Here is a 22,748-nt window from a genome sequence, read left to right as displayed (position 1 = left end):
GAACCATAACATGCACAAATCCACGTCTATTTCTGATTTGCTAACAACATTAGCAATATATTTTTCCCTTGCGGGCGTATTCGGCTTTTTGATTGGCTTTCCCTTCGCTGTGTTGTTTATCTGTGCGCTTGGATTGCTAGGGTGGCATTATCGGCAAGTGTTAAAAATGAATGAATGGCTGTGGCACAGAAAAAGCTTCATACCCCCTCAAGGGCAGGGAAGTTGGGCGTCTATTTTTGATGGCGTGTATCGTATACAGTTAAATAACCGAAAAAAGCGTAATGAATTAAAAGAACTCATTCGACGCTTTCGAGAAGGGGCAGAAGCGTTACCGGACGCTGCAATAGTCATGGATAACAACTTAAATATACTGTGGTGTAATAAATTATCACAGTTATTTTTAGGTTTACGCTGGCCTCATGACAAAGGTCAGCGGATAGATAATTTACTGAGGCATCCAGACTTTGTTCGATACATACACTCAAACGATTTTAATAACCCTTTAGAACAAGCGTCGCCACTTAATGATGAGGTGATCTTAGAATATCGCGTAATGCCTTATGGTGCGCAGCAATTGATGTTGATTGCCCGCGATATCACGCAAGTAAAACAGTTAGAGCAAATGCGCAAAGACTTTGTCGCAAACGTTTCGCATGAGCTTCGTACGCCATTAACAGTATTACAAGGTTATTTGGAAATGTTTGACGAAAGCCTCATACCTGAGCAGCCTATGTGGGGTAAAGCGCATCAAATGATGACAGAACAAACGCATCGCATGGATAGCTTAGTGACTCAATTACTTAGCTTATCGAGAATTGAAGCCAGCTCACAGCAAGAATTTGAAGAAGTTGTTGATGTTCCAGCTATGTTAAATCTGATTAAGACTGAGGCGGCAACCCTTAACGCCGATAAGGCTCATACGTTGAGTTTCAATATTGATGCATCATTGATAGTGTATGGCATGAAAGATGAGTTGCGTAGCGCGATGTCTAACCTTATTTTTAATGCCGTGCAGTACACACCAGCGAGTGGATTAATTGAAATTACATGGGCATTAAAAAACAATAGTGCTTACTTTGCAGTTAATGATAATGGTGAAGGGATTCCTGCAGAGCATTTGCCAAGAATTACAGAACGATTTTATCGATTAGATAGAGCAAGGTCACGCAAAACAGGTGGTTCAGGGCTAGGCCTTTCTATTGTGAAACATGCACTTAGCCGACACAACAGTCATTTAGAAATTAATAGTGAAGTGGGTAAGGGTAGTACATTCTATTTTACACTTCCTAATAACTTAACGGTAAGCAAACAAGAAAAAGTAGCGGGCTAATGGCTGAATATAAGGGGTTAATATAAGGGCTTAACTCTTCTTAGCTGCAAGATATGCTTATCCCGGTCGAGCTCGGCGGCGCTGAGGGCGCTGAGAGTGTATCTCAGCGCTATTTTTCAATTTTACCCTGAAAATATTTCATCAAGCGAATAAATTAATTTTGATTACTTTGATTCGTTTGCAGGTTTTTCAATGGGTAGTTTAGCAGCTCGCCAGCCTTTCATGTCACCAGCAAGGTGCTGAATATGATTAAATCCTTGTTCAGATAAGATATCTTCTGCGATACCTGCTCGGCGGCCAGAGCGGCAATACACCACAATAGTTTTATCTTGCAGTGTTTTTAATTGCGATAGGTTTAGTGGTAGCTCATCGTGTGAAATATTAATTGCATTAGGGACGTGGCCTTCGGCAAACTCCTTCGCTGTACGAACATCTAAAATAACGATGTCATCCAGTTTATTATCAATAATTTTTTGGTGCAGTACTTCTGGTTGAATTAACGGTTGCTTACCCGTATATCCCGCATAAGCAGCAGTACTTATGCACACAATAATTAGTATTGCTAAAAACATGTTGATTGTGCGTAGCGTATTCATTTTTTCCTCGAAAATAGGCCATTACAGTTTAACTAACAGTATGGTATGCAATGACGAGTAATTGAATTAATAATGCACCTAATAGCCAAATTATTAAATTGATTTCGACTAACTTTATTGCCTCCCCTAGCATGGAAGGGGTTGGTTCTACACCACAAAGTATCCGAGTTCGTCGATGCTTTTCGTTATCATATATTAGTGGGCCGCCTAACTGTGTATTGATGGCTGCTGCTCCCGCTGCAATAACCCATGCTGCATTTTTATTTGGCCATTGAGAGTGGATTGATTTTAGGTTTTTGATGCTTTGAGAAAAACGCCCTGTTAAGGCTAGCGTAAAGGCGAATAATCGGGTGGGGAACCAGTTTAGCCACTGCGTTAATCGCGCAATAGCTTGGCCAAAGTAGCGGTAACGATAAAGTTTAGCATTCCATACCTGTTGCATTTCAATAAGCAACCGGCAGCTAAAAGCAGCAATGCCTCCACCTATTAAATAAAAGAACATCACTACAAATAACTCTTTTTGGGCGCGAAGTAGCGTAGCTTCAATGCCTGCCTTACAAATGCCCATTTGACTTAAGGTTTTAGTGTCGCGCAGAACGAGCCGTTTTAATGTTTCTTTTGCTAGCGACTTTTGATTTTTTAATAAAGCGCGTTGCGTTTTTTTTATCGCTGACCGGGTAGATGCCCAGCTGAGTGATAGCCAAAGCAAAACAGCCTCAATTAGAAGCGGATATTCAGCAAAAAAAATTAACGCATAAACAATGGTAATAATAGGGGTTAACAAGATTGGAATTGCTAACTTTCCCGCAAAGCGTTGATGGGCAATAGAGTGTTTATCAGGATTATTCACTTTTTTACCCACCACCATGGCAACATGTTTAAATAAACTTAATGGATGGTAAGCAGGGGAAACAGGTAGGAAGCGATCTACAAGTAGAACAATGAGCAGTAATCCAAACTCTGCAGGTAATTGAAGAAGAATATCAGTGAACATAGCATGTTAGCTGGATACGTTATGATGACATAACGTATCCAGTGTAATAGGACGCAATAAATAACACTTCAAATTAAAGTGCATTTACATCCAGCTTTTTGATTAGTGCCGTCACCATTTCTGAAGAATGTTTTGAAGCTTGTTCTAAATAAGCTTCGAATGAGTCTGGCGACTCTTTTCCTGCAATGTCTGAAAGCGAGCGAATAACCACAAATGGCATATCCAGTTGGTGGCAAGTTTGAGCAATAGCTGCACCTTCCATTTCAACAGCAAGCATATCTGGAAAGTTGTTACGCATTTCTTCAATACGTTCAGGTTGGCAAATAAAGCTGTCACCCGTGGTGATAAGTCCCAGTTTGGTTTTACACTGTCCTAGCTCTTGAATGCTCTGCTGCGCGGCTTCAACGAGTGCCATATTAGGCTTAAATGACGCAGGCATATTGGGTACTTGTCCAATCGCGTAACCAAATGCGGTAACATCCACATCATGGTGTTTAACTTCAGACGAAATAACAATATCGCCGATGCTTAATTCTTTATCAAAACCACCAGCTGAGCCAGTATTCACTACACAAGCAGGTGTAAAGTGATTAATTAACAGTGTAGTTGCAATAGTTGCCGCTACTTTGCCAATACCAGACTGCACTAATACTACGTCTTTACCAGATAAGTTACCTTCAAAAAAAGTATAGCCGCCAATGGTGTGTTCAGTTTTGTTAGTAAGTGCTGCTTTTAATATTGCAACTTCAGGCTCCATTGCGCCAATAATGCCAATCTTCATGTGTTGTTCCAGTCTATTGAATTTATTTGAATTATAAGCGTTATAAAAAGAGGATCAAATGACAAATAACGAAAGTGTGAAAGTAGACGTGCCTTTCGTCCATAAAAGGCACATCAACGGAGGTAGCTATTGTGCTAAATATCCCGCTACAGTTGAGGGATTAATTGCTGGGAAGCCGGTGTATTTGTATTCTTTTGTGCTTTAACTTGCGACAGAGATAACGCCGCTACAGGCTGGCGCGGTATATTGCCTTTAATCCGTGGGGTTAAGCGAGCCTTCTTCCCAATTTTAAAGTCAATGCAATCTCTAATGTCTTTTGCTTTGTAACCGGGTTTCACTTTTATTCGTACATGTGGAATACCGGCAGACTCTAAAGCGCCTGTTACAAACCAGTCGCGTTTTGCTTTATGACCGCTAGGGCGTTGGTTATTAACCAAATCTACCGCAGCCACAATAGATAAGGTGTCTTTATCTACTAATACATAATCTATTGTTTTACTGGTTGCAGCAAGCATTGCCGCTCGCTTTGCACGACTAGCTACACCAGGTTTAACTATCACGATATCAGTTAACTTAACCCGGTTCATGATTTTATATTCATTGCCTACAGCGCGTTCCATCAGCGTTAAAAACGACCTTTCAACTTGCGTAAACAACGTCGGCTTTTTGGTAAATGGATAGGGGTTGTTATTATCCATAAAGCGACTAGATATGACGGCAACAACCACGACCAGTACAACTAATAACAATAAGATGAGTTCCATTTACTACTCCAACACAAAAGTTTGACGATTTTGGGTTTAATCAACATTTTCAGTTCTATCAAGCAGAATGTATGCCAGAAGAATAAAAATAGTGGATTAATAAAATGAATGAAGGTTATGGTTGGTATAAATGTTGTAAATGCTAGGATGAGCTAAAAAACGCATATAGTTACCTATATACGTTTAATATATCTTCCTTAGTTGAAACACATGCTTCAACTTCATCAGGATTCGGCATAAATGCAAATAGGATCAGGTATGAGTCGTTTAGACAATTCAACATCTCCAATTCAATATAATTCATCAAGTTACACGTCGGTTGGTCAATTACAAGTTGCAAATACCTTGTATCAATTTATGGAGCAAGAAGCATTGCCAGGTCTTGGTATTTCAAGTGATGACTTTTGGCAGAAATTTGCAGACATCGCTATGCGATTAACCCCCATCAATCACGCCTTATTGGAAAAGCGAGAAAAGCTACAGCAACAAATTGATCAGTGGCATAAAGATCACCAAGCTGATTTTAACCTTGCTCAATATAAACAGTTTTTATTAGACATTAATTATTTATTGCCAGAAGGCGATGACTTTGAAGTAACAACCAAACAGGTGGATGCAGAAATAGCTACCATTGCTGGACCACAATTGGTGGTGCCAGTAAAAAATGCACGTTTTGCGTTAAATGCTGCTAACGCGAGATGGGGGAGTTTATATGACGCACTGTATGGCAGTAATGTGATCAGTGAAGCCAACGGTGCTGAAAAAATTGGTGGCTATAATCCGATTCGTGGTCAGCAAGTGGTTAATTACGCTAAAGAGTTTCTTGATAAGGCCGTTCCGCTTAAAGAAGGGAAATATAGCAACGTTGTTAGTTTTAACGTTGAATACAATAAATTAGAAGTGTATGTAGAAAAGGAAACTGGCGATCTCACCAAAACAACCCTGCAAGATAAAACGGCGTTTGTTGGCTATAAAGGTGAGAAAAATGCACCTAGTGCAATATTATTGAAAAATAATGGGCTGCATATTGAAATACAACTTGATAAAAGCCACCCAATTGGTAAAGACGATGCTGCGAATATTAAAGATGTACTGTTAGAGTCAGCAATCACGACGATTCAAGACTGTGAAGACTCTGTTGCTGCGGTTGATGCAGAAGATAAAACGCAAGTGTACCGTAACTGGTTAGGTTTAATGAATGGCAACCTTAGCGAGTCGTTTGATAAACAAGGTAAAACCATCACGCGCAGTTTAAATACGGACCGTACTTACTTAGCACCAGATGATACAGAATTAGTGCTCTCAGGCAGAAGCTTAATGTTAGTGCGTAACGTAGGGCATTTAATGACTAACTCAGCGGTGCTGTTTAATAATGAGCAAGGCGAACTACAAGAAATACCAGAAGGTATTTTAGATGCAATGGTAACCAGCACCATTGCATTACACGACATTACAGGTAAATCAAAATTGCAAAACAGCGCGCAAAATAGCGTTTACATTGTAAAGCCTAAAATGCACGGCCCTGAAGAAGTAGCATTTGCATGTGACTTGTTCACCGAAGTTGAGCAAGCGCTTAACATTCCTAAAAATACGTTAAAAATAGGAATTATGGATGAAGAACGACGCACCACGCTTAATTTAAAAGCATGTATTCGTGCTGCTCAGTCTCGCGTTATCTTCATTAATACCGGATTTTTAGATCGCACCGGCGACGAAATACACACCAGTATGCACGCAGGTGTTTTTGTGCCAAAAGCACAGATGAAAAATCAAGCGTGGATAAAAGCATACGAACAATGGAATGTTGAAACAGGGTTAATGTGTGGCCTACAAGGCAAGGCGCAAATAGGTAAAGGTATGTGGCCAAAACCTGATGAGTTAGCCGAAATGATGGAAACCAAGGTGGCACATCCTAAAGCGGGCGCTAACTGTGCGTGGGTGCCGTCGCCAACTGCTGCGACTTTACATGTTACTCATTACCATGAAATTAATGTAGCGGAGCAGCAACAGCAAATTAAGGCTGAATTAGCTAACGAACAACGTGAGCAACGGTTAGATGACTTGTTAACTATTCCATTGCAAGCTAATGCGAAAGAAACATTAGACGAGCAAGAGATTCAAAAAGAAATCGATAATAACGCTCAAGGCATTTTAGGGTATGTAGTACGTTGGATTGATCAAGGTGTGGGTTGCTCAAAAGTGCCTGACATTGACAACGTTGGATTGATGGAAGACAGAGCAACGCTGCGTATTTCTAGCCAGTATTTGGCCAATTGGTTGTTACATGGAGTGTGCAGTGAAGCACAGGTAATGGCGTCGATGAAACGGATGGCTGAGGTTGTTGATCAGCAAAATAGTGGTGATTCGAGCTATCAGCCGATGTCTGCTGATTTTGAAAACAGCATTGCATTTCAAGCGGCATGTGACTTAGTGTTCAAGGGAGAAGTGCAGCCTAGTGGATATACCGAACCGCTATTACATCAACGTAGATTACAGAAAAAAGCACAAGCGTAAGTTGCTTTAATTGTTATAAAGAGTAATTGAAAAGGGCGTACCAATTGGTACGCCCTTATTGTTTCAGTACTTAAGAGAGTTAAGCGAGCTGGTGTGCAATTTCCGTGATGGTTTGTCTTAACCAGTTGTGGCTGGTGTCACGATGTAATAATGGGCTCCATATCATTTTCAGTTCTAATGCAGGAATTGGAAATGGCGGATCTAATATTTCCATATTTTCATTATTACGGTACAGCTCTGCCGCTCGGGTTGGCAGTGTTACTACTAAGTCTTGTTCTTTTGCTAAATGCATTGCGACATGGTAATTACGAGTAAACACCGAGATGGCCCTTTTTTTACCAATATTCGACAATGCTTCGTCTACCCAACCTAGCTTTTGTACGTCTTGTGGATCCATGCCTACGCCAACACCAAACCCTGTTTTGCTGACCCAAATATGCTGCGCTTTTAAATAAGAGTCTAAATTAAATCCATTGATGATGGGGTTATTTTTATTTACTAAGCATGAGAAGCTGTCGCGCCAGACTGTTTTTTGATGAAACGACTGAGGTAATTCATCAAAGCGGTTAATCGCCATGTCTACTTTACCGTTTTCAACATCATGAAACGTAACATCACTGGGTGTCATGATATCAATGGAGGTATGTGGTGCTTCTTCGCGTAATTTTTTTAACAGAGGAGGGATTAACGTTGAGGCGGCGTAGTCACTGGCCATAATGCGAAACACGCGGTGGCTCAGTTCAGGTTCAAATTCTTTATCAGGTTGTAGGGTTTCTTCAAGAGTTAAGAGTATGCCACGTACAGTAGGTTGTAATTCTTTTGCCCGTTCTGTGGGTACCATGCCTTCACTTGTTCGCACTAGTACAGGGTCATTAAGCAGCTCTCTGAGGCGTTTTAACCCGTTGCTCATCGCGGGCTGAGTAATGCTAAGTTGATTGGCCGCGCGTGTCACATTTTGTTCGCGCAATAATACGTCTAAATAAACGAGTAGGTTAAGATCGATCTTGTTTATATTCATGTAGGGAATGCAGCCTTTGTTTTTTATAAACAGAGTGAATCATAACAAAGCCAATATTTTTGTCTATGTATTGGTTGATATTTATTTGTAAGGCAATGAAAGTTGGCAGTTTGTTAGCAGTCTGTAGGTAGTTATTCGGTTGTAATTTAGCATGCATACATTGATGGTTGGGAGCCTCAATGTATGCATGGTTCATTTTGTTATTTCCGATTAAGTTAGAAGGTTAATCTTCAAATACTCGGATTTAGCTTCGTTTAGAACTGGTTCATGGTGTTATCTTTACCTGACGCTTTTAGCGCTTGTTCACCAGAGAAAAACTCTTTGTGGTCATCGCCAATGTTAGAACCAGCCATGTCTTGGTGTTTTACACACGCTAAACCTTGTCTGATTTCTTGACGCTGAACACCTGCAACGTATGCCAGCATGCCTTCTTCACCAAAATAACCTTTTGCTAAGTTATCAGTTGACAGTGCTGCGGTGTGGTAAGTTGGCAGAGTAATTAAGTGATGGAAAATACCTGCTTCACGTGCTGCATCTTTTTGGAAGCTTTGAATTTTTTCATCCGCCGCTTTTGCTAGTTCAGTACTGTCATATTCTACATTCATCAGTTCGTTACGGTTATAAGAAGATAGGTCTTTACCTTCCTGCTCCCATGCATCAAACACTTGCTGACGGAAGTTAAGAGTCCAGTTAAATGATGGTGAGTTGTTATAAACAAGTTTTGCGTTTGGTACCACTTCACGAATACGGTTTACCATGCTTGCGATTTGGCCAACATGTGGTTTTTCAGTTTCAATCCACAGTAAATCAGCCCCATTTTGTAGTGAAGTAATACAATCTAATACGACGCGGTCTTCACCTGTGCCTGCTTTAAATTTAAATAAACCATTTGGTAGGCGTGCTGGTTTTAATAGTTGATCGTTTTGTTTAATTAGCACATCGCCATTGTTAATGTCTGCAATGTTAGTGATTTCTTCGCCGTCAATAAATGCATTATATTGGTCTGCTAAGTCACCCGGTTGCTGGCTAACCGCAATTTTTTGAGTAAGGCCAGCACCTAATGAATCGGTACGCGCAACAATTACACCGTTATCTACACCTAACTCTAAGAACGCATATCTTACTGCACGAATTTTAGCTAAAAACTCTTCATGTGGAACGGTTACTTTACCGTCTTGGTGGCCACATTGCTTTGCGTCTGATACTTGGTTTTCAATTTGAATACAACACGCCCCTGCTTCAATCATTTTTTTCGCAAGTAGGTAAGTCGCTTCTTCGTTACCAAAGCCTGCGTCAATATCCGCAACGATTGGCACAATGTGAGTTTCAAAATTATCAATCTTGTCTTGGATAGCGGCAGTATCTTCGTTGTTATTACGAGCTTGCTCTAGCTCTTTAAATAGGTGACCAAGTTCACGTGCATCTGCTTGACGAAGGAAAGTATAAAGCTCTTCAATTAGCGCTGGTACAGATGTTTTTTCATGCATTGATTGGTCAGGTAACGGACCAAACTCTGAGCGAAGTGCAGCTACCATCCAGCCTGAAAGATATAGGTAACGCTTGTCTGTTGTGCCATGGTGTTTTTTAATTGCTAGCATTTTTTGTTGGCCAATAAAGCCATGCCAGCAGCCTAAAGACTGAGTATATTGCGCTGAGTCAGCATCATAGTCTGCCATGTCTTTACGCATAATATCTGCTGTGTATTTTGCGATATCTAAGCCTGTTTTAAATTGGTTTTGTAGCTTCATGCGTGCAGCGTAGTCAGGGTTTAAGTTGCTCCAGCTTGCGCCTTGTTGGTTAATTAGATTTGCGAAATTGTCGAGTTCAGAACGATAGTTAGACATGATGAGATCCTCTGATCTTAAAAACATTTTGGTTAAGGCAAATTACAGTAAACAGTCATAGTATTGAGTACTTAAGCTGATGTACTTTGCTGGCTTGCAATTAAGACTATTACAGGAAGTGATATATTTTCAGTTTATAAATATTATTTTCGGTATTAGTTTTGTGAATGTTGTCAAGGACAGTGCTAGGGCGTGTACTGGGTGGGGAAAATTAAACGTCATACCCTTTTACTACTGCGTTTTTAACTTCCTCAACGGGGAGTGGCCTTGCGAAGTAATAGCCTTGTATTTGCTCGCACCCTTTATTTTTCAAGTAGTTAAATTGCTCTTGAGTTTCAACACCCTCAGCAACAATTTCTAAACGCAAGCTTTTCGCAAGATTGATAATAATATCAACAATCGCATTTATATCTGGCTGATTATTTATTTCAGAAACGAAGCTACGGTCAATCTTTAATGTGTTTACAGGCAGCTTGTGTAGGTAACTTAGCGAGGAATAGCCTGTGCCAAAATCATCAACAGAAACTTTACAGCCTAATGCTTGTAAATAACTGAGTGTGGTGACTGTTTCTTCCATATTGGCCATGAGTAAACTTTCAGTTATTTCTAACTCAACATGTTTTGCATCTAAATCATGATCATTCAGGCAATTTATGATTAACTTAACTAAATCGTATGATTGAAACAGTCTTGCTGATAAATTAATCGATAAGCCTATTGATGTTAGGCCATCTTGTCGCCAGAGATTGAGCTGTTTACAACTTTGCTGAAATACCCATTCGCTGATTGCAACGATGATCCCAGATTCTTCAGCAATTGGAATGAATTTGGCGGGAGAAATAAAGCCTAAATCAGGGTGAATGAGCCGTAATAATACTTCCAATGATTGCACTTCACCTGTTTTTGAGTCTACTCTAGGCTGATAAACTAAATGAAAGTAATTATGTTCAATAGCTTTACGTAAAATATTTTCTAATTCGAGCCGCTCTAGCGCTTCTTCATTTAATGTATTGCTAAAGAATTGAAAATTATTTTTACCCTGAGCTTTTGCGTGATACATCGCAATATCTGCGTTTTTCAATAGTTCAGAAATGTCTTTGCCATCCTCAGGGTAAACTGCAATGCCAATACTGGTTGACGTACTAACGTCATAACCCCGAAGGTGAAATAGCTCTGAAACCGTGGTATTAATGCGCTGGGCAACATTGACTACCTGGCTAAGTTCATGAAATTCCTCGATGACCAATATAAACTCATCACCACCTAAGCGAGCAAAGGTATCATCTTCCCGTATTTCTTTACTTATCCGCTCAGCAACACCAATTAATAAAAGGTCGCCCACGTCGTGCCCCAATGTATCATTAACTTGTTTAAAGCGATCTAAATCAAGAAACATCACAGCAAGTTGTAAAGACTCACGATGAGCATGAGCGATACTATGCTGGAGTCGGTCATTTAATAGCGTGCGATTGGGTAAGCCTGTTAAGGTGTCGAAATTGGCCAGTTGTTGTAGTTCATGTTGATGCTTGAGCCGCTCGGTAATATCTGAAAAAACAGCAACAAAATAGTTTTGCTCACCTTTTTCATACTTCACTTCACTCACCGTTGCTTCGATAGGAATAACTTCGCCATCAGCGTGAATAATGGTAGTTTCACCGTTCCAATTGCCCGTGGTATTAAGTTTATGCCATAACTTGTCGCGTGCTTGAGGGCTGTTTGCTGCACTAGTAAAACGAGCAATATCCATGTTAATGACATCACTTTCGCCATAACCAGTGATTCTGGCTGCAGCCTCATTGATTGCAACGATATGGCGATCGCGGGTAAAAATCACCACGCCTTCGGTTGTATTTTTTACTGCTTCTGCAAATAGGTCTAATTGCTTTTGTACGGCTCGTTGATTTGCTGTTAAATGTCGACGTAAATAGTAAAGGCTCATCAACAATATTGCTGCAAACACAACATAAAGAAAGTAGGCTAACGGGGTTTGTGAAAACGGCGCTGGAATAATAATTTCTAATGTGGCGGAGTCAATACCATGAGTGCTTTTTAACTTCAGCTTATACTCCCCTGGTGGTAAGTTACCAAGTGAAATCTTTTTACCTAGCCCTAGTGATATCCAACTTTTATGTAGTCCCTCAAGTTGATACAAGTATTTGGTAGCGAATGGGCTTGAAAAGTCGAAATCTGAAAAAATAATATCAATCGCATAGCTGTCAATGCTGGTGACTATGCGCTTTTTTTCTAGAATGGGTGTCACAATAGACTCTTTTTCAGTGTGTACAATTGACTCAACAAAGGTTAAATTTTTTCCTGAGCGAGAGTCAATTTCATCTGGATCTATCGAAGTTACTCCGTTTGTTGTACCAAAATATAGTCGACCTTTATTATCTTTGAACGCTGCACCTTCATTAAACTCTTCTCCAGACAATCCATCATAAATTGTGAATAATCGTGTTGTTCGGGCAACTGGATCTACCATTTGAAGGCCTCGCATGGTGCCTAACCAAAGCCTTTCTTTTGAGTCAGATATAAGCGAGTAGATAGCATTTGTTGAAAGGCCATCTTTAATCGTGAAACTAAGGACCCTCGGGTTAGTAATAGACTCATTAATGTCGAATAGCTTCAGTCCAGAGCCCATATAGCTTATCCAAAAATAGTTTGGCTTTGTTTCTGTAATGCCAGTAATAGTATATGGATCTAAATCTATATTTTTGTCGGCGCTATCTAGAAAACGCTGAAAATTATCTTCTTTTTCATTATAAAGATTTAACCCATTATCTGACATTATCCATAACCTTCCTTGATGATCGGTATAAAAACCATTGTAAACTTGAGCATCTGTTAAGGACTTAGGATCATTTTCATCATGATAGTAATGGGAAAATGACTCGTCTTTTAGATTGTAGCGAAATAAGCCATTAGTCGTGCCAAACCAAATATGCCCTTTGTAATACTTTAATTTTAAAATAAAGTTTTCTACGTCCTCTTTTTTTGTAGACTGGCTTATAACATCTATCGTTTTGATTTTTTTCCGAGTGTCTAAATTAAAAACATCTACATACTTAAAAGCAGAGGCCCAAAGTGTGTTATCAAGTGGGTTTATGGTTGCAGAATAAATAATAGGATCGGTTAAACTGTTTGTTTTGCCTTCCTGATACTCTATGTGTGAAAACTGTTCTTGTTCAGAGATCTTGGTAATACCATTATCTGTGGTTACCCATAAGTTATTTTTCTGATCTTTAATTACTTCCCATACAGTGTGGTTAATAATGGAGTCATGCTTATTTGGTGTAGAAATATAGCGATGAAAAGAAAACGTGGTTGGACTCCACAAAGCAACGCCGTAACCGTCAGTGCCTAACCATACCCTTCCTGCTACATCGGTGGTTAAAGATTTAATGGTATTATTAGGTAGGCCGTATTTACTTAATTGGGTGGAGTAATAATGCTTCAGTAATTTACCGGTAGGTGATAGAAGAAATATTCCTTTGTTGTAAACAGCTGCCCAAATATTCCCTTGTCGATCTTGGGTAATTGCATCTACCGACTCATCTTCAAAAACATCTTTCAGTGAGCTATCGTGATATGACTTATTAATTGTGTTAGTTTTGGGATTTATCCAAACGAGTCCATCATGGGAACCTAACCATATCGTGTCATTATCATCCTGAAAAAGGCTGAGTATTCGGTTACTATTTTCAAAGATACCTTCTTTTTCATAAAAGAAGACATCTGTGCGGTTGCTGGATGGGTGATAGGTAAGCACTCCATTTTCGAATGTACCAATAAGCAGCCTTCCATCTGTGAGCAAAAGCATGGTACTGATAGCAATAAAGTCATTTTCTTCTAGGTTAGGTGTATTTAAAGCGATTTCTTCGAATCGGCGATTGGCCATATCATATTTGTACAAGCCACCTTCAAGTGTAGCGACCCAAGTATTATTGTCGTTATCATGAATAATAGAGGTAATGAAAAAAGACCTAAATCCTATTTGAGGCGTTAGCTGTGGTGAGAAGTGTTCAATTTCCCCTGAGTGGGGATCGTATATAGAAATGCCATTGGATGTAGCAATCCAAATATTATTTTGATGATCTTCTGATACATGTGTAACTTGATCATCCACAATGCTGAACCCGTTACTATTTGACTTTAAAAAGTGGGTAAACTTATTTCCATCAAATCGGTTAACACCTGCTTCCGTACCTATCCATACAAAGCCGTGGCTGTCTTGCATAACAGTACTCACGACACTTTGAGATAGTCCCATTTCTACAGAGTATAGTTTTACGACTAGCTCATCATCATACGAATGTGCCTGTGCAGTACTAAATATTGTAGTCAGCAGAAGTAGTATAAAAAAGACGTAATAACCAAACGTGCGTAACCAGTTAGCATAATGAATAGGCGCTAAAAAAGAGAGGGGAACTGTGTTGCTATTTTTTTTCATTAATTTAGGCACATTTTATTGCAACAAATGTAATAGTAAATTAAGTCGATATGATTAAAAAAATACATAGTCTAAAGCCTAATGTATATTTTTAAATATTCAATAAAGATAGTGGTTTATCTATATTGTTGCGGATACTTTAAAATAAAACGTGATTTGTCGGGATAAGGAAAAATATCTTCTACTTTACCGTGTTTAATATTTTTTTGTTTTGCTTGCCAGTAATTGGCATCAAGTAGTTCGGAATGCAGTTCGGTAAACAGGGCTTTGATTTTTGGTTGTGCGGTAACAAATGTTGCAATTTGTTCTGGGAACACATCACCGGGTGAAATGGAGTACCATGGCTCATCAGACATTTCATCTTCAAAGTTTTTAGCTTGAGGGATGGCTCTGAAGTTCATATCCAATAAATATTGCACTTCGTCATAGTCATAAAACACCACGCGTTTATGGCGTGTAACCCCAAAGTTTTTCAATAACATGTCGCCCGGAAAGATATTGGCTGCAATCATTTCTTTTAGTGCCATGCCGTAATCTTGTATTGCATGGTGGGTTTCTTTTTCGTTAGCGGTTTCTAAATATAAGTTGAGCGGTGTCATTCTGCGCTCAATATACAAATGCTTAATCACAATAAACTCGCCTTCACAATGTAACGAAGAGGGTATAACGTCTTTTAAATGTGCAAGCAATTCATCACTAAATCGTGAGCGTGGGAAAGCAACGTCGGAATATTCAATGGTATCAGCCATGCGGCCTACACGGTCGTGTTGTTTCACCAATTGGTAACGCTTTAAGACCGTGCTACGAGTAAACTCTTTGGTAGGGGAAAACTTATCTTTAATCACTTTAAACACATAAGGAAAAGAAGGTAGGGTAAATACGGCCATTACCATGCCTTTTACGCCGGGTGCGATAACAAACTCATCTTGGCTCTTATCAAGATGGTGTAAAAATTCACGGTAAAACTCGGTTTTACCTTGTTTATGAAAACCTAGTGATGAGTAAATTTCTGCTAAGGTTTTGTGTGGCAGCAAGTCGTATAAAAAGTTAACCAGCGCGGAAGGCGCAGTGGCTTTTACAAAAAAGTAAGCTCTTGAAAAACCGAAAATAATGGTCATGATATCGCTATTAGTGACTAATGTATCAACATATAGCTGGCCTTTTTCGTTGTTTAAAACGGGGATAATAAACGGTTGGTTACCCTGCGGCGACACTACACGCCCAACAATATACGCAGCTTTATTTCTGAAAAATATGGGTTTTAGCATGTCTAAGCGTACTTGATGAGCAGGAAACTTTCCTAGTTTTGACTGCCCAATAAACGTACGCATCATTAACTTTATATCTCGCTCCATGTTCTCAAACGGTAAAGAAAAGTTATAAGCTGCAATAATTTCTTCAATAGTGGTATTCATTCCATCTACGGCTGGAAAGTAACTACGGTACACAAACTCTTTAGGTACAGGTGGGTTATCGGCAATGGTAGTTTCAACAAAAATATGATCATTGTTGAAGTACTTTCGGTCGAATAACTGACAAAAAACGGAGTTGTAGAAGGTTTCAGCCAGTTCAGCTTGAGGGTGAAATTGTAATAATTCTAAGTAATATTGTTTAACTTCAAACCACAAGGTGTGATCAAATAAACTAAACTCAAATTCGGTACGAAGTGTTTCAATGGTTTCTTTAACCCGTTGGTCATAATAATTAATACGAGCGGAAGAGGCGGTTTGTACGGCGGTCCAATCAGCTTGTTCAAATCTTGCTTGTGCTTTTGCAGTAATTTCTTGAAATAATTCAAAGTGTTTTTTAAATCCATTTAAAATAACAACGGCAATAGGGTTAGCACGTGACATAAATACTCGATTTTTTAGTTATTGAGTTAATACTCTAATTTGTACACGAATTAATAGGAAATACAATCTAACTCTAGCACTTTTTTAATTATTAAAAGTACCCATTTAAATATGATAATAACGATATAGCGTATAAACGAGGTGAATAATGGCGACATTTAAGCAACTTATTAAACCTTATGTTGAAGCAGAATTAACCTTAGCAGAACAAGCTGAACAGCAAGGTGACTTAAAACGTGCATTTAGCCACTTAGAAAATGCACATGTATTAGGACAACGTTGTACGTATTATCATGTAAAAGTTCACTTACACATGTTCAGGCATGGCTGGTTAACCCGTGACTGGCAAGAAGTATTCGGCCAAATTATACGGTTAATAGGAGCCGCTACGAAAACGGTGTTTGGATTATTGCCCGAAGGCAATACGGGAGGTGCTGATGTGAGCGCATTCAAGCCTATGCCGTTATCTGCGCAACACCAGCAAATATTGCATGAAGTGAAAAAAAAGCGCCAGGCGGTATAGAGAGTGTTCTATACTGCCAAATAATCTAATATGCCCTCGGCGGCACTGCGACCTTCAGCAATAGCTGTGACCACGAGATCTGAACCGCGCACCATGTCGCCGCCAGCAAATACTTTTGGGTTAGATGTTTGCATTGCTAATTCATTATCTTCCTTAATGTCGATTGTTCCCCACTCGGTGCGATTAATGCCAAAGTTATCCAACCAATCTAGCTGGTGAGGTAGGAAGCCAAATGCAGTAATCACCGCGTCAGCTTTTATTAAGTGTTCAGAATCAGGAATGATTTCCGGCCGACGGCGACCATTCTCATCGGGTACACCTAATTGAGTTTTGACCATTTTAACTGCGGTTACGTTTTGATTAGCATCTACTTCAATACCAATAGGTTGTACATTCCAATTAAACTTAACCCCTTCTTCTTGCGCGTTTTGTACTTCACGTTTTGAGCCGGGCATATTTATTTGGTCGCGGCGGTAAGCACAAGTTACCGATTTTGCTTGTTGTCTAATGGCTGTTCTTACGCAATCCATCGCAGTATCACCGCCGCCTAACACCACTACGCTTTTATTTTTTAAATTTACGTACGGATGTTCGTTTTCAGCTAGCTGCATGGTATGACGAGTATTGGCGATTAAATATGGCAGTGCATCGTATACGCCTTTGGCGGTTTGGTTGGGTAAATTGGCACTAATTGACTGATACGTTCCTAGAGCTAAGAATACAGCGTCGTATTGTTCGAGCAAGTCCTCAAATTTAATATCAGTGCCAATTTCGGTAGAAAGTTGAAACTCAATGCCCATTTCTTCAAAAATTTTACGGCGTGTTTGGATTACCGACTTATCTAATTTAAATGAAGGGATGCCAAAGGTAAGTAGGCCTCCAATCTCTGGGTGACGATCAAACACAACAGGGTGTACACCATTTCGTTTAAGTACGTCAGCACATGCAAGCCCAGCAGGGCCTGCACCAATGACCGCTACTTTTTTACCAGAATCTATCACATGACTAAGGTCTGGCCGCCACCCCATTTCAATGGCTTTATCGGTTATGTATTTTTCTATGTTACCTATGGTGACGGCTTCAAAATCATCATTCAAGGTGCATGCACCTTCACATAAGCGGTCTTGCGGGCATACTCGGCCACATACTTCGGGCAAACTATTGGTTTGATGTGATAGCTCTGCGGCTTCTATTATTTTTCCTTCGTTAGCAAGTGACAGCCATTGTGGGATGTAATTATGCACAGGACATTTCCAACCACAATAAGGATTGCCACAATCTAAACAGCGGTCTGCCTGCCCTTGTGCTTGTGAGTCGGTCAGCGGTTGATAAATTTCAACGAACTCAATTTTACGCTGATTAATCGGTTTTTTAGGTGGCTCAATGCGCTTTACGTCAACAAATTGATAGATATTTTGGCTCATACAATACTCCTAATTAACCTCAACACGCAGCTCAGCAGTAGAGCGGCTTCGGTGGCCAAATAAGCTATTTAAAGCAGTAGTTTTCGGTTTAATTAATCTAAATTGACTTAAATAAGAGGAAAAGTTGGCTAAGATTTCATGGGCGCGATCGCTGTCTGTTTGTTCAACGTGTTGATTTATTAAACCTCGTAAATGCTCTTGCATAATGGGGGTTGTTAGCTCAATGCTTTCAACCAACTGATGATTTAGATTGAGATGCAGATCATTTTGTTCATTCATAACGTAGGCAAAGCCGCCTGTCATACCTGCACCAAAATTAACACCGACTCTGCCTAGCACCACAACAATGCCGCCTGTCATATATTCACACCCATTGTCGCCTATTCCTTCAACAACCGCTGTTGCGCCAGAATTACGCACGGCAAAACGCTCTCCAGCCAAACCGGCAGCAAATAACTTACCTCCGGTTGCACCGTAAAGGCAGGTGTTGCCCATTATAGTAGTTTGATGCGCTAAGTATTTAACGCCTTTAGGTGGGTGCATTATAATCGCGCCACCTGCCATGCCTTTCCCTACATAATCATTAGCATCACCAATTAAATGTAAATTAAGCCCGCCCGCATTCCATACCCCAAAGCTTTGTCCGGCGGTGCCAGTAAAGTTAAGTGTAATTGGTTTTACCGCCATACCCTGATTACCATGTTTACTGGCAATCAGGCCAGATAAAGCAGCACCAACTGAGCGATCGGTATTTTTTATTTCATAATAAAAATTTCCGCCAGTACGCTTTTTGACTGCCTTAGTGCATTCGTTAATAAGCTTGCGATTTAACTCTCCTGAATCAAATGGCATATTTTTAGTTTGGCAACTAAGTGGTTGGTTAGATGAAATACCGCTTGAGTCCAAAATGTTGCCGAGTGCCAAATTGTTTTGTTTTTCAGTGACACCTGCTTTAATAGTTAACAAGTCTGTACGGCCAATTAAATCAATTAATTGCGTGACTCCGAGTTCGGCCATTAAGGTACGCGTTTCAGCGGCAATAAATTCAAAATAGTTAATGACACGCTCGGGTAAACCTGAAAAGTGGTGTTGGCGTAATTGCTCGTCTTGTGTTGCAACGCCTGTTGCACAATTATTGAGGTGGCATATACGTAGGTATTTACAGCCAAGCGCAACCATAGGCCCCGTGCCAAAGCCAAAGCTTTCCGCTCCTAAGATGGCGGCTTTAATAATGTCTAATCCTGTTTTTAGTCCACCATCAACTTGCAGCCGTACTTTATGTCTTAAGTTATTTTCAACTAACGCTTGATGAGTTTCAGCTACACCAAGCTCCCACGGACTGCCAGCATATTTTACTGAAGTCAGTGGGCTAGCACCTGTACCGCCGTCATAACCAGATATTGTGATCAAATCTGCGTAGGCTTTTGCTACGCCAGTTGCGATGGTGCCAACGCCGGGTTCGGAAACGAGTTTCACCGACACTAATGCCGTAGGGTTTATTTGCTTCAAGTCGAAAATAAGTTGGGCTAAATCTTCAATCGAATAAATATCGTGATGAGGTGGGGGAGAAATAAGCGTGACGCCAGGAACAGAGTATCGTAACTGAGCAATTTCTGCGGTGACTTTATCACCCGGAAGTTGGCCGCCTTCGCCTGGCTTGGCACCCTGCGCAACTTTTATTTGGATGACATCTGCATTGATTAAGTAATGTGGTGTAACGCCAAATCGGCCAGATGCAATTTGTTTAATTCTTGAATTTCGCTCTGTGCCAAATCGCTTAGGATCTTCTCCGCCTTCGCCTGAATTAGATGAGCCGCCAATCCGATTCATCGCAACGGCTAACGCTTGATGAGCTTCAGGACTTAGTGCACCCACTGACATTGCTGCGGTATCAAAGCGAGCAAATAATGATTGGGCAGGCTCAACTTCGTTAATATTGATAGGTTTTTCGCGCGGTGTTAATGCTAATAAGTCGCGCAAATGTGCAACTGGACGCTGGTTCACTTGTTCTGCGTATACTTGATAATCAGCATATTTACCTGAATATACCGCCTTTTGTAGCAAGGTTACGACATCAGGGTTGTAGGTGTGGTATTCACCTGTGGCAGTATATTTTAGTAGGCCACCGTAATTCATCGTTTTACGTTTTAGCCATGCTAACTTTTCTAGTTGAATATTTTCTTGGTGGAAGTCGTTAAAGCATGCGCCTTCAATGCGGCTAATCATACCCTTGAAGCATAGATTTATGACAGTTTGGCTGATCCCCACTGCCTCAAATAGTTGTGCACCACGGTAACTAGCAATAGTGGAAATGCCCATTTTAGACATGATTTTCAGCAGGCCTTTGTTAATCCCTTTTCTAAAATTAGATACCGCCTCTCTTACTGGTAAGGCAATACTGCCTCGTTCACACAATTGTTCAATGGTTTCGTATGCTAAAAAAGGATAAACGGCGGTAGCACCTAGTCCCAATAAAACGGCAAAGTGATGTGGATCACGAGCGCTTGCTGTTTCTACGATAATATTGGAGTCACAGCGTAATTGGGCATCAATTAGTCGTTGCTGAACAGCGCCTAATGCCATTGCCGCAGGAATTGCTAATCGGCCTTTCGCTAAATCTCGATCAGAAAGAATGACTATAACACTGTTGTTACTTTTTATGGTGTCTACAACGTGATCGCAAATGCGATGAATAGCTTGTTGTAACTGTTCCGTTGCATCGTAATCTATCTTGATGGTGTCGGTGCGATAATGTTCTTTATCGAACTCTCTTAGCTGTTTTAAATCGGTGTACATCAGTATGGGGGATTCAAACATCACACGATGTGCATAGCCTGAAGTTTCGTTAAATACGTTCTGTTCTCGGCCAATACACGTTTCAAGTGACATGACATGCGCTTCGCGCAGCGGATCGATAGGCGGATTGGTGACTTGAGCAAACTGTTGGCGGAAATAGTCGTAGATTGTGCGGTGTTTTCTAGATAAAACAGCCATGGGCGTATCGTCTCCCATCGAACCTACCGCTTCTTGGCCATCTTTTGCTAAAACACGAATCACTTGGTCGATTTCTTCGTAACTATAATTAAATAGCTTGTGATAGCAGTCCATTTGTTCATCAGTATATAAACGCTGACCGAGCAACTCAGCGTCAACCTGTTCGAACGGAGTTAAACGCTGAATATTACTTTCTAACCACTCTTTATATGGGTGACGTGTTTTTAAATCTTCGTCAATTTCGTCAGAGTGATAAATTTTACCTGTGTAAGTATCTATTGCGAGCATTTCACCAGGCCCCACACGGCCTTTTTCTACCACTTCGTCAGGCGCATAGTCCCAAATACCGACCTCAGACGCGAGAGTCATTAAGCCATCGGACGTAATAACATACCGAGCTGGACGTAAGCCATTACGGTCAAGGTTACAAGCAACGTGACGGCCATTTGTCATCACAATGCCTGCTGGGCCGTCCCATGGCTCCATATGCATTGAATTAAATTCATAAAACGCTCGCAGTTCATCATCCATATTGGCGTTATTTTGCCAAGCTGGTGGTACTAATAAACGCATAGCACGGAATAAGTCCATTCCTCCGGCTAAGAACACTTCAAGCATATTATCTAAAGAAGAGGAATCTGAACCTGAGCTGGCAACAAACGGCGCTGCTTGTTGTAAATCTGGAATTAAGGGAGAGTTGAATTTATATTCTCGTGCTTTTGCCCACTGGCGATTACCGTTAATAGTATTTATTTCACCATTGTGAGCCAAGAAACGAAAGGGCTGGGCTAACCGCCATTGTGGCGTGGTATTTGTTGAGAAGCGCTGATGGAAGATGCAAATAGCTGATTGTAGTCGAATATCAGCAAGGTCTTGATAAAAGTGCGGTAAGTCAGCTGGCATCACCAGCCCTTTATAAACAGTGACTAGGCAAGATAAGCAGCTAATGTAGAAGTCTTGGTCCTCTTTAATTCGCTTTTCAATTCGTCGTCGAGCCATATAAAGACGACGCTCCAAATCTTTTTTGCGCCACCCCGGTTGGGCATTGACAAATATTTGAACAATTTGAGGCAGTTGTTTTTTCGCTATTGGTCCTAAAACTTCTATGTTTACGGGAACCGTTCGCCACCCAACAATAGATAAGGTTTCTTGATTAAGCTCTTGTTCGATAATTTGTTTGGCGGCATTGGCTTTATCTTCATCTTGAGAAAGAAAGATGGTACCAACGCCGTACTTTTTACCTAATCGCCAATTGTTCTCTTCAGCGATAGTACGAAAGAAAGAGTCGGGCTTTTGCATGAGCAAACCACAACCATCACCTGTTTTTCCGTCTGCGGATATACCACCACGATGTTGCATGCGGTCTAGTGAGCTAATTGCGGTGCGTATTATTTTATGGCTGGCTTCACCTTCAATATGGGTGATTAACCCAAATCCACAGTTGTCTTTAACTTTATCATTATTATGAAGGCGCATTATGTTCTCCCACAGCCCGAATTATTCACCAAAAATTAAGCAGAAGCATTTGAGCATCTAATTTCAACTTAACCACATGTACACCTAAGTATTGGAGTGTATGTGTTGAATAAAAATTCAGTATTTATGAATTTGTCGTCTTTTTGAACATACGCTTGCTAAGAATTAAAAGCAATTACAAATAGAG

The 22,748-nt window shown here is 40.4% G+C and carries 13 protein-coding genes; 3 read left to right on the top strand and 10 right to left on the bottom strand.

What is annotated here, in order from left to right; translation table 11 throughout:
- Window positions 1–10 precede the first annotated feature (10 nt).
- On the top strand, window positions 11–1,330 hold the full coding sequence (gene phoR / locus HUU81_RS13680; RefSeq protein ID WP_199609495.1) for a phosphate regulon sensor histidine kinase PhoR: 1,320 nt from the start codon (window positions 11–13) through the stop codon (window positions 1,328–1,330).
- A 164-nt stretch (window positions 1,331–1,494) separates the two neighbouring features.
- Here phoR and HUU81_RS13675 read toward each other — a convergent pair whose 3' ends face one another.
- The 4 genes from HUU81_RS13675 to HUU81_RS13660 all read right to left on the bottom strand — a co-directional run bounded on the left by HUU81_RS13675 (window position 1,495) and on the right by HUU81_RS13660 (window position 4,465).
- Window positions 1,495–1,926 carry a rhodanese-like domain-containing protein gene (locus HUU81_RS13675; RefSeq protein WP_199609494.1) on the bottom strand — a complete coding sequence of 144 codons (432 nt, stop codon included), beginning with the start codon at window positions 1,924–1,926 and terminating at the stop codon, window positions 1,495–1,497.
- 28 nt (window positions 1,927–1,954) lie between these two features.
- On the bottom strand, window positions 1,955–2,920 hold the full coding sequence (locus HUU81_RS13670) for a cobalamin biosynthesis protein CobD/CbiB (protein WP_199609493.1): 966 nt from the start codon (window positions 2,918–2,920) through the stop codon (window positions 1,955–1,957).
- 73 nt (window positions 2,921–2,993) lie between these two features.
- The gene (gene mtnN / locus HUU81_RS13665; protein ID WP_199609492.1) at window positions 2,994–3,701 is read right to left on the bottom strand and encodes a 5'-methylthioadenosine/S-adenosylhomocysteine nucleosidase; all 708 of its coding nucleotides are present in this window, start codon (window positions 3,699–3,701) and stop codon (window positions 2,994–2,996) included.
- A gap of 146 nt (window positions 3,702–3,847) precedes the next feature.
- Window positions 3,848–4,465: a DUF2726 domain-containing protein gene (locus HUU81_RS13660; protein ID WP_199609491.1), complete on the bottom strand. Its 618-nt coding sequence runs from the start codon at window positions 4,463–4,465 to the stop codon at window positions 3,848–3,850.
- A gap of 258 nt (window positions 4,466–4,723) precedes the next feature.
- Here HUU81_RS13660 and HUU81_RS13655 point away from each other — a divergent pair, with 258 nt between their 5' ends.
- Window positions 4,724–6,979 (top strand): malate synthase G, encoded by a 2,256-nt coding sequence (locus HUU81_RS13655; protein ID WP_199609490.1) that lies wholly within the window; start codon window positions 4,724–4,726, stop codon window positions 6,977–6,979.
- Window positions 6,980–7,058: 79 nt separating this feature from the next.
- Here the strand turns inward: HUU81_RS13655 and HUU81_RS13650 are convergent, their stop codons facing one another.
- The 4 genes from HUU81_RS13650 to aceK form a co-directional block, all read right to left on the bottom strand.
- A complete protein-coding gene (locus HUU81_RS13650; protein ID WP_199609489.1) occupies window positions 7,059–7,997 on the bottom strand; it encodes a LysR family transcriptional regulator in 939 nt (312 codons plus the stop codon).
- Between the two features lie 254 nt (window positions 7,998–8,251).
- Entirely contained in the window at window positions 8,252–9,841 is a 1,590-nt protein-coding gene (locus tag HUU81_RS13645; protein ID WP_199609488.1) for an isocitrate lyase, read from the bottom strand.
- A 211-nt stretch (window positions 9,842–10,052) separates the two neighbouring features.
- On the bottom strand, window positions 10,053–14,291 hold the full coding sequence (locus tag HUU81_RS13640) for an EAL domain-containing protein (protein ID WP_199609487.1): 4,239 nt from the start codon (window positions 14,289–14,291) through the stop codon (window positions 10,053–10,055).
- A 116-nt stretch (window positions 14,292–14,407) separates the two neighbouring features.
- Window positions 14,408–16,144 carry a bifunctional isocitrate dehydrogenase kinase/phosphatase gene (aceK, locus tag HUU81_RS13635; RefSeq protein WP_199609486.1) on the bottom strand — a complete coding sequence of 579 codons (1,737 nt, stop codon included), beginning with the start codon at window positions 16,142–16,144 and terminating at the stop codon, window positions 14,408–14,410.
- 148 nt (window positions 16,145–16,292) lie between these two features.
- Here aceK and HUU81_RS13630 point away from each other — a divergent pair, with 148 nt between their 5' ends.
- Window positions 16,293–16,667 carry a DUF3703 domain-containing protein gene (locus HUU81_RS13630; protein WP_199609485.1) on the top strand — a complete coding sequence of 125 codons (375 nt, stop codon included), beginning with the start codon at window positions 16,293–16,295 and terminating at the stop codon, window positions 16,665–16,667.
- Window positions 16,668–16,675: 8 nt separating this feature from the next.
- On the opposite strand, the gene HUU81_RS13625 is transcribed toward HUU81_RS13630, so the two are convergent.
- Window positions 16,676–18,091: an FAD-dependent oxidoreductase gene (locus HUU81_RS13625; RefSeq protein WP_199609484.1), complete on the bottom strand. Its 1,416-nt coding sequence runs from the start codon at window positions 18,089–18,091 to the stop codon at window positions 16,676–16,678.
- Between the two features lie 9 nt (window positions 18,092–18,100).
- Window positions 18,101–22,561 (bottom strand): glutamate synthase large subunit, encoded by a 4,461-nt coding sequence (gene gltB / locus HUU81_RS13620; RefSeq protein ID WP_199609483.1) that lies wholly within the window; start codon window positions 22,559–22,561, stop codon window positions 18,101–18,103.
- Window positions 22,562–22,748 lie beyond the last annotated feature (187 nt).

The sequence above is a fragment of the Flocculibacter collagenilyticus genome (genome assembly GCF_016469335.1).
GTDB lineage: Bacteria > Pseudomonadota > Gammaproteobacteria > Enterobacterales > Alteromonadaceae > Flocculibacter > Flocculibacter collagenilyticus.
This window is presented reverse-complemented; position numbering and strand designations above follow the sequence as displayed.